This is a genomic window from Paracoccus gahaiensis, assembly GCF_005048225.1.
Classification (GTDB): Bacteria; Pseudomonadota; Alphaproteobacteria; order Rhodobacterales; family Rhodobacteraceae; genus Paracoccus; species Paracoccus gahaiensis.
In genome coordinates this window covers 576,986-589,319 of sequence record NZ_SUNI01000001.1, presented here as the reverse complement: position 1 = coordinate 589,319, position 12,334 = coordinate 576,986, and the positions used below count along the sequence as shown (strand labels likewise).

General features: G+C 70.7%; 10 protein-coding genes. 4 read left to right on the top strand and 6 right to left on the bottom strand.

The features are described 5' to 3' along the window. Positions 1-2: 2 nt before the first annotated feature. The 6 genes from FA743_RS02885 to FA743_RS02860 form a co-directional block, all read right to left on the bottom strand. Complete coding sequence (locus tag FA743_RS02885; RefSeq protein ID WP_136884348.1) at positions 3-686, bottom strand: fumarylacetoacetate hydrolase family protein; 684 nt, start codon at positions 684-686, stop codon at positions 3-5. Further along, a complete protein-coding gene (locus FA743_RS02880) occupies positions 683-1,096 on the bottom strand; it encodes a VOC family protein (protein ID WP_136884347.1) in 414 nt (137 codons plus the stop codon). The genes FA743_RS02885 and FA743_RS02880 overlap by 4 nt, the downstream gene beginning before the upstream one ends. Positions 1,097-1,225: 129 nt before the next feature. Next, complete coding sequence (locus FA743_RS02875) at positions 1,226-2,281, bottom strand: glycosyltransferase family 4 protein (protein WP_246054804.1); 1,056 nt, start codon at positions 2,279-2,281, stop codon at positions 1,226-1,228. Beyond that, positions 2,278-3,234, bottom strand: coding sequence for a lysylphosphatidylglycerol synthase transmembrane domain-containing protein (locus FA743_RS02870; protein ID WP_136884346.1), 957 nt, complete (start codon positions 3,232-3,234; stop codon positions 2,278-2,280). Before FA743_RS02870 ends, FA743_RS02875 begins: the two co-directional genes overlap by 4 nt. Then, a complete protein-coding gene (locus FA743_RS02865; protein ID WP_136884345.1) occupies positions 3,231-4,844 on the bottom strand; it encodes an alkaline phosphatase family protein in 1,614 nt (537 codons plus the stop codon). The genes FA743_RS02870 and FA743_RS02865 overlap by 4 nt, the downstream gene beginning before the upstream one ends. Beyond that, positions 4,841-5,575: a CDP-alcohol phosphatidyltransferase family protein gene (locus FA743_RS02860; protein ID WP_136884344.1), complete on the bottom strand. Its 735-nt coding sequence runs from the start codon at positions 5,573-5,575 to the stop codon at positions 4,841-4,843. Before FA743_RS02860 ends, FA743_RS02865 begins: the two co-directional genes overlap by 4 nt. A gap of 104 nt (positions 5,576-5,679) precedes the next feature. Here FA743_RS02860 and FA743_RS02855 point away from each other — a divergent pair, with 104 nt between their 5' ends. The 4 genes from FA743_RS02855 (at position 5,680) to FA743_RS02840 (ending at position 12,203) form a co-directional block, all read left to right on the top strand. After that, on the top strand, positions 5,680-6,231 hold the full coding sequence (locus FA743_RS02855) for a cytochrome b (RefSeq protein WP_136884343.1): 552 nt from the start codon (positions 5,680-5,682) through the stop codon (positions 6,229-6,231). Positions 6,232-6,443: 212 nt separating this feature from the next. Then, a complete protein-coding gene (locus FA743_RS02850; RefSeq protein WP_246054803.1) occupies positions 6,444-9,524 on the top strand; it encodes a response regulator in 3,081 nt (1,026 codons plus the stop codon). Further along, positions 9,521-10,384: a CheR family methyltransferase gene (locus FA743_RS02845; RefSeq protein ID WP_246054802.1), complete on the top strand. Its 864-nt coding sequence runs from the start codon at positions 9,521-9,523 to the stop codon at positions 10,382-10,384. The genes FA743_RS02850 and FA743_RS02845 overlap by 4 nt, the downstream gene beginning before the upstream one ends. Beyond that, positions 10,374-12,203, top strand: a complete 1,830-nt coding sequence (locus FA743_RS02840; protein ID WP_136884341.1) for a response regulator — start codon at positions 10,374-10,376, stop codon at positions 12,201-12,203. The genes FA743_RS02845 and FA743_RS02840 overlap by 11 nt, the downstream gene beginning before the upstream one ends. Positions 12,204-12,334: the final 131 nt, after the last annotated feature.

The window sequence follows — 12,334 nt, the reverse complement described above, 5'->3', positions numbered from 1 at the left end:
CCTCAGCCCAGAAGGCGGGTGCGGCCCGGGGCCAGCCCCTCGATCCGCACCACCACCTCGTCGCCCGGCTGCAACGCGCCCACGCCGGCGGGCGTGCCGGTGAAGATCAGGTCGCCCGGTTCCAGCCGCACCAGCCGCGACAGATGCGCGATGATCTCGGCCACCGGCCAGATCATCTGCGACAGCCGCCCGTCCTGGCGGACCTGGCCGTTCACCTCGGCCACCAGCCGCGCGTCATCGGCTGGCGCGCCGGGCTGCAGCGGCCCGCAGACCGCCGAGCCGTCGAAGCCCTTGGCCATGTCCCAGGGGCGGCCCATGCGCTTGGCCTCGGCCTGCAGGTCGCGGCGGGTCAGGTCGTTGCCGGCGGCATAGCCCCAGATCAGCCCACCCGCCTTAGCGGCCGCGATGTCGGACCCGCCCGCGCCCAAGGCCACGACCAGCTCGCCCTCGAAATGCAGATCCTGCGTCGCCGGCGGCCAAGGCAGGTCGGCATCCCCGGTCAGCAGGGCATCGGCGGGCTTGGTGAAGAAGAAGGGCGGCTCGCGGTCGGGATCGTGGCCCATCTCGCGGGCATGATCGGCATAATTGCGCCCCACGCAGAAGATGCGCCGGACGGCGAAGCGGTCGGTCGCGCCCTCGACGGGCACCGAGGGCACAGGGGCGGGGGGCAGCACGAACCCGGTCATGCCGCGAAGAGCCCGTCGAAATCCGCGAAGCCCTTGACCTCGATCGGGTTTCCCGAGGGGTCGAAGAAGAACATGGTCCGCTGTTCGCCGGGTTCGCCCTCGAACCGGATCTGCGGGGGGATGTCGAAGCTGACGCCCTGCGCCTGCAGCCGTTCGGACAGGGCCAGCCAGTCGGGCAGCGGCAGCACCACGCCCAGATGCGGCATCATCACCATGTGATCGCCGACCCGGCCCGTGCGCGTGACCGGAAAGGGCGTGCCCAGATGCAGCGACAGCTGGTGGCCGAAGCAGTCGAAATCGACCCAGCTGTCGGTCGACCGCCCCTCGGTGCAGCCCAGCACGTCGCCATAGAAGCGGCGGGCCGCCTCCAGATCGGTGACATGGATGGCAAGGTGGAACAGGGATCTCATGGCGTCCTCCGCATGGGTGCAGGGACAGTCATGCACATCGTGCAAAGCGCCGGCAAGGGAGGGCATGGCTGGGCGCCGAAGATCATGTGCTTCGGGCGGCGACCGAACCGGCGCCGAGGGCGCCCTTCCTCAGGCCAAGGCGTCCAGGACCTCTCCAGCCAGCCGTGCCGTGTCCGGCCAGCCGGGCAGCGCCGCGCCCGCGCGGGCGGCGGCGGCGGCGCAGGCGGCGCGGTCCTGCGGGGACTCCAGCAGGCGGCGCAGGGCCTGCGCCAGGGCGGGGGCATCGTCGGGGGCGACCAGCAGGCCCGCATCCTGCGGCACCGTGTCGGGCACGGCGCCGGTGCGGGTGCTGACGATGGGCAACCCATGGGACAGCGCCTCGTCGAAGACGATGCCATAGCCCTCGTAGCGGGTGGCCAGCGCGAAGATCGAAGCCTGAGAGTAAAGCTGCGCCAGACGCTCGGGCGCGACCCGGCCCGCCAGGTCCAGCCGCGCGCCAAGGCCGCTGTCGCAGATCTGGTCCTCCAGCGCGGCGACATGGGGCATGTCCCAGGGATTGCCCGCGATCACCGCCTGCCAGTCCAGATCGGCCAGCTGCGCCAGTGCCGCGATCAGCACGTCATGGCCCTTGCGCGGATGCAGGATCCCCACCGACAGGATCAGCGGAGGCGCGACCGGCGCCGGGGCGCGTGCCTGTGCAGGGCGGTCGGTGCCGGGGCGGACCACGGTGATGCGGTCGGGGGCGACGCCGTAGCGCTCGACCAGCATGGCGCGGGTATGGGGGCTAGGGACCAGCACATGGCGGGCATGGGCCAGATTGGCGCGCTCGGTCCGCCACAGGTGGTCGGCCAGATCGGCGGGCAGGGCGCTCTCCTGTGCCAGCGGGTGGTGGATCATCGCCACGATGGGCGCCCTGATCGCGGCGACCCCGGCCGGGTCCAGCGCGCCGAAGGCCAGCCCGTCGATGATCACCGGGCGATCCGCCGGCAGGGCCTGCAGATCGGCCAGCGCCTGCGCCATCTGCGAGGGCGAGGGCGTGGGGAAGCTGTCGGGCAGCGCCAGCACCTCGACCTGGCGGCCTTGGGCGCGCAGCCCCTCGACCAGGCGGCGGTCATAGATGTACCCGCCGGTCAGGGTGGTGATGTCGCCCGGCAGGGCGAAGGTCAGATGTCGGGGATCGGTCACGGATCGGCCTGTGCGATGGAGGAGGGATTGGCGATCGGCGCCGCATCCCGGCGCCGCTGGATCAGAAGGACCAGCAGCCCCGGCAGGGTGCTGGCGAGGAACACCAGCCCGAAGGCCAGGCTGGCCGCGAAGCCCGCCTGCGCCGTGGCGCCGACCAAGGGGAAAAGGCCCGCCGCTGCCCCCTCGCGCAAGCCCCATCCGCTGACGGTGACGGGCAGGATCATGGTCAGCAGGATCAGCGGCACCAGAACGGCGGTTTCGGTCGGCGACAGGACGGTGCCGGTCGCGCGGGCGCAGAAGGCGAAGGCGGTCAGGTTCGCGGCCGTGATGGCCAGGTTCAGCGCGATCTGGCGGGGCAGGGCGTCGCGGGTCAGCAGGGTCGCCCGCAGGGCGGCGCGCAGGTCTCGGGCGGCCGCATCGGCCCGGCGCGACAGGCGCCCGGCGCCGGCGATGGCCAGCACCATGCCCAAGGCGGCGACCAGCAGCAGGCCGATCAGCCCCATGACCCATGCGGGCAGGGCCAGCCCGTCGGGATGCAGCGTGACGGCCAGCGCGCCCAGGGCCAGCACCAGAAACAGCGTCACCTGGCCGGCCATCCGCTCGATGGCGACGGCGGCCCCGGCGCGCTTCAGCCCCGCCTCATGGCGGGCGCGGACGGCGCGGCCCGCATCGCCCATGACGCCGCCGGGCAGGGACTGGTTGACCACCTGCGCCAGATAGTACTCGCCCACCGCGCGGGTCATCGGGATGGTCTGGCCCAGCTGCCGCGCGGTGATCCGCCAGCGCAGCGCCGACAGCACGGTCTGCGCCGTCAGCGCCAGCGTCGCGGCGGCCAGCCAGCGCGGGTCCGCCTCGGCCAGCAGGCGCAGGGCCTGCCGCCCGTCCAGCCCGAACCACAGCAAAGACATGACCACCAAGGCCACCAGGATCTGCAGACCATGTGTCACATTCATGAAGGAGATACGTCGCCCGCACCGGAAAAGTTGCGCAGGAAAAGATCCCGCAGGTCTTCCATCGGCAAGGCGGGGCTGCCCGGCCGGGGGATCAACCCCTCCGTCAGCCCCCAGGCGGCGGTGCGCGCGACCAGATGGGGCGGGCCGATGACGTGCAGCGGCACCTCGCGCCGCTCGTCCAGCCCGATCGAGGTCGCGGCCTGGTGATCGCCGACCAGCAGGATCAGCGGCGGATCCTCGCCCTGCCGCAGGGCATAGTCCAGCGCCGCCTGCAGGGTATAGTCGACGCTGTCGCGATACTGCGCGCGCACCCGGTCGCGGTCGCGCCAGACGACATTAGGGGGATCGCCCTCCTGCGCCATCGCGTCGAATTCGGTGCCGTCGCCCAGATCCTCCCATGGCAGCATGCGGGGCACCGGGGTCCAGGGCGCGTGGGACGAGATCAGCGCGATCTGCGCAAACAGGCGGCGCGGATCGTCACCCTCGCGCAGCAGGCGGTCGGTTGCGGCCAAAGTGAACTGGTCGGGCATGGTGACCCAGTTGAAGGGCAGCCCCCGATAGCCCAGGTCGGGGAAGGCCAGGATGCGCTGGAAGCCCATCGTCAGCGCCTCGGGCCAGGGGCGCACGATGGCGGGCATCACGGCGGCGGTACGAAAGCCCGCATCGGCGGCATGGTGATACAGGGTCTTGCGCCCGCTGACGATGGCCGCCTGATAGCGGGTCTGATCGTCGATCCGCAGCCCGTTGGCCAGGGTCGCATGCGCCAGCCAGCTCTGCCCGCCATGGGTGGGCGAGGTCAGAAAGCCCGAGGCCGTGGCCACGCCCTGCGCGGTCAGCTGATCCTCGGCCCGGGCCAGGGTCTGCAGGTGCAGATCCGCGAAGAAGTCCGTGTCGAAGCTGGTGCGGCCATAGCTTTCCAGAAAGATCACCAGCACGTCGCGGTCGATGAGGCCCAGGGGGTTGTCCAGCGTCGCCAGCGCCTCGTGCCCGACATCGGCGCGAAAGCGGCGCAGTTCCGTCAGGGTGCGGGCGGCCAGCTGCGCGCGCTGGAGGGCATAGGTGGAGGTGGCGGGGGTCAGCGCCTCGACCCCGCGCGGCGGGGCGGCGATCATCGCCACGACCAGAACCACGGCCCCCGCCAGCACCGAACGGCGCCGCCACAGGCTGTGCGGGGCCTGCCGCAGGATCCGGCCCATCGCCCACCACAGGCCGACGAAGATCAGGACGATCAGCACGATGGCGCCCAGGACCCCCGCGACGGCGGCGGGCTTGCCCAGGCTGCCCGCGATCAGCCGGACCGAGGCATCCAGCAGCGGCAGGTCCCCGACCGGGTTGAACCGGCGCCCGAGGCTTTCCATCATCGCCAGATCGGCGACCTTGAGGACCGTGACGGTGCCCAGCACCCCCGTGACCAGCGCACGCAGCGCCGTGCCCGCGACCGACCGCCCCGAGGCCAGCGCCGCCAGCAGCAGGGCCAGCAACTCGGGCGCGGGCAGGGCCCAGGCCCGCCAGCTCATCCGCGCCATCTCGGTCGGCAGCGCGGTCAGGGCGTGCAGCAGCAGGATCGCGGCCAGCAGGGACCACAGGGCAGGCGGGTGGCGTCGGATCACCGGGTTCTCCGCAGCCACAGCATGTCGCTGCCGAAGGACCAGAGCAGCGCGGCCGAGACCAGACGCGTCAGCCAGATGGCCAGATCCGGCGGCATCTGCGGCAGCTGCAGCGCGATCAGCGTCGCCAGCTGCAGCACGCAGACGGTCTTGCGCAGATAGCTGACCGGCAGCGGCGCGGTCATCCACGGCCATATCCATCCCAAAGTGATGAAGACATAGCGCATGATGCCCAGGATCAGCACCTCGGCGCCCACAGGGCTGCCGACATAGGCATGCAGCGCCAGGATCAGGGCCAGACCGGCATCGACCTCCATGTCGAAGCGCGCGCCGAAGGCCGAGCACAGTCCGCTGCGCCGGGCCAGATACCCGTCCACGCCGTCCAGCGTCAGGGACAGGGTGGCGATGCCGGCCACGATCCAGCCCGCCGCCCCCACGCCCACCAGCGGCGCCAGCAGCGCGATGGTCAGGGCCATCCGCATCAGCGTCACCGCATTGCAGGCGCCAAGCCGGTCATGCGGGTAATGGCGCAGCATGGCCACGCTGACCAGCGCCGCCGCCGCCAGATAGGCCCCGCCCGCCAGCAACGCGCCGCTGCCCTGATCCAAAACCAGCACCCCCACGGCCAGCGTCAGGGCCAGACCGGCGGGCAGCGCCAGCGCCAGCCCCTCGGGCAGTTGGCGGCGCGCGGCGGCGGGTGGAGTCGAGGCGGTGCGGGGCGGGGAAATCTGCATCGCCAGACAATATGACCGAAACATGACGCGTCAAGCGCCTCGGCAAAGACGCTTGCGTGATCGCCCCGGGCGGCTATCGTGGTCCGGATGAAGGAGGGGACGCCATGGCCTTGGGCGCGAACGGCTACGGAACGACGGCGCGCGTGCTGCACTGGCTGGTCGCGGCGCTGATCCTGGCCATGATCCCGGTGGGTCTGATCATAGTCAGGGAGGGGCTGGATCGGGGCCTTCAGGATGCCTTGTTCATCTTTCACAAGAACGTGGGTAGCCTTCTGATCGCCCTCGTGGCGCTGCGGCTGGTCTGGCGGCTGACCCATCCGCCCGCGCCCCTGCCCGCCCATCTGCCGGGCTGGCAGCGCCGGGTGGCGGGCCTGTCGCATCTGGCGCTGTATGTCCTGATGGTCGTGCTGCCGCTGTCGGGCTATGTCCGGGTCCGCGCCGGGGGCTTTCCGATCGAGGCGCTGGACGCGCTCGGCCTGCCAACCTTCGTGCCACGGTCCGAGGCGCTGGCCGACGCCGCCTCGGCGCTGCATCAGGGGTCGGCTGTCGCGCTGATGGCGGTGCTGGCGCTGCATGTGGGCGCGGGGTTGCATCACGCACTGATCCTGCGCGACGGGGTCTGGCCGCGGATCTGGCCGCCCCGGGCCCCCCGCTGACAGGACAGGCACCGCAACGGCAGGCCGGCCGGGGACTCGACAGGTGGCGCAGGCTTCGGCTAGGGACGGCAGGGCATTGCGTGACCGGACGGTCCGCCCGCCCCGTCCGTTATCATTTGTCGATCCCATTTCCGATGAACCAAACTCCTCTCGCGGGCGTTCGACGGTGCCGTCGAAAAATCACGGCCGGGACAGGCGCTGCAGGAGACTTCGTGATCAAGACCCCCGATGCGGCGATTCTGGTCGCCATCCTGGCCGCCCTTGCCGGCGTCCTCGCGCTGGACCTGCAGTTTCCCCTGGGGACGGCGGTCTGGCTGATCTACATCCTGCCGCTGGCGCTGGCCGTGCGCGCGACCCTGCCGATGCTGCCGGTGGCGGTGGCCGCGGCGGCCTGCGCGGCCATGGCGATCGGTTTCGGCTTCGACCGGGCGGGGATCGATCCCGACGTGGCCGCCCTGAACCGGGTGATGGCGGGGCTGGTCTATCTGACTCTCGGCGGGATCGGGCGCAACCTGATCCTGAACCGCGAACGCCTGACGCGCGGCGAGTGGATCAACCAGGCGCAGATCGACCTGTCCCGCGCCCTGCAGGGCGAGCTGAGTTCCGACCGTCTGGCCCATCAGGTGCTGCGCGTGCTGGCCGACCGGATCGGCGCTCGCGCCGCCGTGGCCTATGCGCGCGACGGGACGGGATATCGCCGCCTGGCCCATTGGGGCGTGGATGCGGCGGGGCTGGCCGAGCGCGTGACCGAGGGCGAGGGCCATCTGGGCCGCGCCATCTCTGAGGCCCGGCCTTTGCATCTGGCCCTGCCGCCGGATCAGGCCCTGGGCTGGGCCTCGGGTCTGGCGCGCGGGCGGGCGCCTCATGCGCTGATCGTGCCGTTGCGCGACGGGCAGCAGGTCAACGGCGTGCTGGAATTCGGGCTGGATGGCCCGCCCTCGGGGCGCATGCTCGAGCTGTTCGACCGTCTCGACGACAGGCTGGGCATCGCCCTGCGATCCGCCCAGTATCGCGAGCAGCTGCGCGAGCTGCTGGAGGAGACCCGCCGCCAGGCCGAGGAGCTGCGCAGCCATGGCGAGGAGCTGGCCGCCTCGAACGAGGAGCTGGAGGAGCAGACCCGCGCCCTGCAGGACAGCCAGCGGCGCCTTGAGATCCAGCAATCCGAGCTGGAGGGCCAGAACGCCCGGCTGGAAAGCCAGACGCAGGAGCTGGAGGAACAGCGCGACGCGCTGGCCCGCTCGCGCCGGCTGCTGGAGGACCAGTCCGAGGCGCTGACCCGCGAAAGCCGCTACAAGTCCGAATTCGTGGCGAACATGTCGCACGAGTTGCGCACGCCCCTGAACGCGCTTCTGATCATGTCGCGCCTGCTGTCGGACAATCGCGCCCGCACCCTGACGGCCGAGCAGGTCCGGTGGGCCGAGACGATCGAGGCCTCGGGCAAGGATCTGCTGGCGCTGATCAACGACATCCTGGACCTGGCCAAGATCGAATCGGGCAAGCTGGATCTGGCCCGTGACGCGGTCGATCCGCAGGACGTGGCGCAAAAGCTGCAGCGCGGCTTCGAGGCGCAGGCCCGCCAGAAGGGCCTGACCCTGACCACCCGCGTGGCGCCGGGCCTGCCCGCCTTCCAGACCGACCGCCAGCGGCTGGAGCAGGTGCTGCGCAACTTCGTCTCGAACGCGCTGAAATTCACCGATGCGGGGCAGGTGGTGCTGCACATCGCCCCGGTGCCGCAGGGCATCGCCTTTTCTGTCGAGGACAGCGGCATCGGCATCGACCCCGACCAGCAGGAGGCCGTCTTCGAGGCGTTCCGGCAGGCCGACGGCACGATCTCGCGCCGCTTCGGGGGGACCGGGCTGGGGCTGTCGATCTCGCGCGAGCTGGCAGATCTGCTGGGCGGGCGCATCACGCTGAGCAGCGAGAAGGGCAAAGGCAGCACCTTCACGCTGATCCTGCCCGCGACCCCGCCGGACCGTCAGCCCGCCGCCGCGCCGCAGTGCCTGCCCGCGCAGCCGGCGGCCATGTCCGTGCCCGCCACGACCGAGCCGATGATGCTGGACGCGCTGCCCGGCCTGACCGACGACCGCGCCGAGATCTCGCCCGGTGACCGGGTCATGCTGATGGTCGAGGATGACCCGGCCTTCGCGCGCATCCTCTATGATCTGGGCCGGGAACTGGGATTCCGCTGCATCTGCGTGGGCCGCGCCGACGATGCGGTGCGCGCGGCGCGCCACTACCTGCCGCAGGCCATCGTCATGGATGTGGGCTTGCCCGACCATTCCGGCCTGTCCGCGCTGGACCGGCTCAAGCGCGACACCACCACCCGGCACATTCCGGTCCACATGGTCTCGGCCAACGACCACGTGAAGGATGCCTTGGCGCAGGGGGCCATCAGCTACATGATGAAGCCGGTCGACCGGGGACAGCTGTCGGACGCGCTGCGCCATCTGGAGGACCGGATGGAACAGCGCCTGCGCCGCGTGCTGATCGTCGAGGACGATCCCGCGCAGATGGAGGGGCTGAAGGCCCTTCTGGCCAGCGACGAGGTCGAGACCGTGGGCGCGGGCACCGCCGCCGATGCGCTGCAGGTCTGCCGCAGCCAGACGGTCGACTGCATCGTGCTGGACATGACGCTGCCCGACGCCTCGGGCTTCGACGTGCTGGAACAGCTGGACGGCGACGGCACCGCCTCCTTCCCGCCGGTCATCGTCTACACCGCCCGCGCCCTGTCCCCCGACGAGGAGCAGCGCCTGCGCCGCTATTCCAAGTCGATCATCATCAAGGGGGCGAAATCGCCCGAGCGGCTGATCAACGAGGTGACGCTGTTCCTGCACCAGGTGGTCAGCGACCTGCCCGACAAGCAGCGCGAGATGCTGGCCGCCTCGCTGAACCGCGACGCCCAGCTGGAGGGGCGCCGGATCCTGGTGGTCGAGGACGACATCCGCAACGTCTATGCCCTGACCGGCGTCTTCGAGCCCCATGGCGCCACCGTGCAGATCGCGCGGAACGGCCGCGAGGCGCTGGAGGCCCTGGGCCGCGTCAATGACGGGGCGGCGCCCAAGGTCGATCTGGTGCTGATGGACGTGATGATGCCCGAGATGGACGGCCTGACCGCCACGCGCGAGATCCGCAAGATCGACCGCTGGAAGACCCTGCCGATCATCATGCTGACCGCCAAGGCCATGGCCGAGGATCAGAACCAGTGCCTGGCCGCCGGGGCCAACGACTATCTGTCCAAGCCGCTGGACGTCGACAAGCTCTTGTCCCTGACCCGCGTCTGGATGCCCCGGTGAGCCTCGATCCCGTACCCCTGCGTCCGGGCGACGCGATCGAGCTGGACCTGTTCCTCGAGGCGCTGAACCGGCGCTATCACTACGATTTCCGGTCCTATTCGCGCAGCTCGCTGGCGCGGCGGGCCGATCTGGCGCGGGAACGCCTCGGCTGCGCGACCCTGTCCGAGGTGCAGGGCCGCCTGCTGCACGATCCCGCCGTGCTGCCCGACATCATCGACGCGATGACCGTGCAGGTCAGCGAGATGTTCCGGGATCCCGGCTATTATCTGGCGCTGCGGCGCGAGGTGATCCCGCATCTGCGGACCTTCCCCTCGCTCAAGGTCTGGGTGGCGGGCTGCGCGGATGGCGAGGAGCTGTATTCGCTGGCCATCCTCTTCCGCGAGGAGGGGCTGTTCGACCGCACCCTGTTCTATGCGACCGAGATCAACCACCGCGCCTTGGCCCGGGCCGAGGGCGGCGTCTATGACATCGACCGCCTGCCGGTCTTCACCCGCAACTATCAGCAGGCGGGGGGGCTGGGATCGCTGGCGGATTACTACGCAACGGGCTACGGGCGGGCGGCCTTCGACCGCGGCCTGCGCGCGCGGACCGTGTTCAGCGAACATAATCTGGCGACCGATCAGGTGTTTTCCGAGGTTCATCTGATTTCCTGCCGCAACGTCTTGATCTATTTTGACAACACGTTGCAAAATCGCGCCGTGGGTCTTTTTGCCGAGTCGCTGGCCCGCGGTGGCTTCCTGGGCCTCGGCTCGCACGAGACGCTGCGCTTTTCCACCCATGCCGCCTCCTTCGCGGCATTCGCCGAACCCGACCGGATCTGGCGCCGGACCGCCGCCCAGGAGACCGCCCATGCCTCATAGACCCATCCGTTTCCTGATCGTCGACGATATCGACCAGAACATCATGGCGCTGGAGGCGCTTCTGCGCCGCGACGGGCTGGTCGTGGACAGCGCCCGCACCGCCAGCGAGGCGCTGGAGCTGATGCTGCAGCACGACTATGCGCTGGCCTTCCTGGACGTGCAGATGCCCGGCACCGACGGCTACGAGCTGGCCGAGCTGATGCGGTCGACCGAACGCACCCGGGGCGTGCCGATCATCTTCGTCACCGCCGCCGAGATGGACGAGGCGCGGCGCTTTCGCGGCTACGAGGCGGGGGCGGTCGATTACATCTTCAAGCCCATCGACCCGGTGGTGCTGCGCTCCAAGGCCGAGGTGTTCTTCCGCATCGGGCGCCAGGCCAAGGATTTGGAACGCCAGCGCGACGAGATGCAGGACATCGCGCGCCACCGCGACCGGGCCATGGCACAGCTGAAGGCCCATGCCGACAACTCGCCCCTGGCCTTCGTGACGCTGGACCGCGATCTGTGCATCCGCAGCTGGTCCAAGGGCGCCGAGCGCATGTTCGGGCGCGCGGCCGGCGACATGCTGGGCATGACCGCCACGCTGTCGGGCTGGCTGGACGATCAGGGCGCCGGCCTGCTGACTGGCTGGCTGGACAGCCGCCAGGACGGCGCGCCGCGCTTTTCGGCCGAGATCAGCCTGGATCACGCCGATATCGGCCCGATTTCCTGCGAGGTCTATGGCTCGGTCCTGTCCGAGGGGCCGGGGCGGCAGTCGCTGTCGCTGCAGGTGCTGGACATCACGGAACGCAAGCAGGCCGAGGAGATCCGGTCCCTGCTGATCGGCGAGCTGAACCACCGCATCAAGAACACCCTGGCCAATGTGCAGGCCATCGCGCGGCAATCGCTGCGCCAGTCGGCCAGCCTGGGCGATTTCGAGACCAGCTTCGGCGGGCGCCTGCAGGCGCTGGCCCGGGCCCATTCGATCCTGTCGGACGCGACCTGGGCCAGCGCGCCGCTGGACCAGCTGATCGATGACCAGATCAGCTCGGGCACGCTGGACGGCGACCGGCTGCTGCGCGACGGCCCGCCGGTCGAGCTTTCGCCCGACACCATGCTGCGGCTGGCCCTGACCCTGCACGAGCTGGGCACCAACGCGGCCAAATACGGTGCCCTGTCGGTCCCGCAGGGGCGCATCGGCCTGTCCTGGCGGCTGGAGGCGGGGCATCTGGTCCTGACCTGGCGCGAGACCGGCGGCCCCGCGGTGACCCCGCCCGAAAACAGCGGCTTCGGCACGACCCTGATCGGCGCGGCCGGGGGCGGCGATTCCGGCGCGGTCGAGGTGGACTGGCGCCCCGAGGGCGTGGTCTGGACCATCCGCCTGGCCGAGGGCGTGACGCGCCTGTCGGCGACGGCGGGGGCGCTGGAGGCGCCAGTGGCGGCGGTGACGGGTCGCCGGTCCACGCTGGAAGGCTGCCGCGTGCTGCTGGTCGAGGACGAGCCGCTGGTGGCGCTGGACCTGCGCTACGAGCTGGAGGATGCGGGCGCCATCGTCACCGGCGTCGCCCGCACCGTGGCCGAGGCCCTGGCGGCGGGGCAGGAGGGGCAGGTCGATCTGGCCCTGCTGGACGGCAACCTCAAGGGCGAGCCGGTGGACGAGGTCGCGCGGATGTTCGACGATCTGTCGGTGCCCTTCTGCTTTGTCTCGGGCTATGGGCGCGAGCATCTGCCGCAGGGCTTCGACCATGCACCGCTGATCGAGAAGCCCTTCCGTCCCGACACGCTGCGCGCCATCCTGACCGCCCTTCTGACCCGCGAGATGCGCCCGGCGGCGGAATAAGAACGGTCATTCGCTGGCCTCGCCCGGCCTGCCGCCCGCGTTTCGCGGCGGCGGGCCCATGCCCTGCCACCGTTCCGCCCCAGGGCGGGGGCGGCGAATGGGCGTCCCGTGCCGCCGGGGGGCAAGAACCC